Source organism: Stenotrophomonas sp. HMWF003 (genome assembly GCF_003061285.1).
Lineage (GTDB): Bacteria > Pseudomonadota > Gammaproteobacteria > Xanthomonadales > Xanthomonadaceae > Stenotrophomonas > Stenotrophomonas maltophilia_AP.
This window is the reverse complement of the sequence record NZ_QAIW01000420.1, coordinates 1-603: the sequence shown is the minus strand read 5'-3', so window position 1 is coordinate 603 and position 603 is coordinate 1. Positions and strand designations below refer to the sequence as shown.

At 71.0% G+C, this 603-nt stretch carries 1 pseudogene; it reads left to right on the top strand.

Annotated elements, in window-relative coordinates:
- Nucleotides 1-334: 334 nt before the first annotated feature.
- Nucleotides 335-603 (top strand): annotated as a pseudogene (locus DBR34_RS17965) (membrane-bound PQQ-dependent dehydrogenase, glucose/quinate/shikimate family); the annotation flags it as partial.

Here is a 603-nt window from a genome sequence, read left to right as displayed (position 1 = left end):
GCATGGATGCGTCGATCGGTGACGACGAACTGGTGGACGTGGTGCCGGTTGCCGGTGAGGCTGCGGCGGCCGAACCTGCCGCCACCGACGAGCAGACCCCGCAGGGCTGATCGCGCTGCAGGCAGTACCACGACGACGCCGGCCTTGTGCCGGCGTCGTCGTTTCTGCGCCTGTCCGGGGCGGCATCTTGCCTATCGTGGCGGCCCGCTGAAAGAACGCATGCACTTCACGGCGACGGTGGGATAACGGCTCCCGAACCAGCGGACATTCGCGTCCGCGATGGCAGTCCACCAGTGGCCGGATCCCGTTCGCGCCACGCCGCATGGAGACTCCGATGTCCGCCGCCCCCCGCGCCGCACGCCCCGATCCTTCGTCCACCGCCCGGCGCCCGCGCCACGCGCTGGTGACCGTGTTGTCCCTCGTCCTGATGCTGCTTGGCGTGGTGCTGGGCGGGCTGGGTGCGTGGCTGGCCAGCCTGGGCGGCTCCTGGTACTACGTGCTGGCCGGGGTTGGCCTGTTGGTGGCCGGCGTGCTGCTGTGGGGCAACCGGCGCGCCGGTGCGCTGTGGTTCGGCGCGGTGTTCGTGGGCACGTTGGTGTGGAC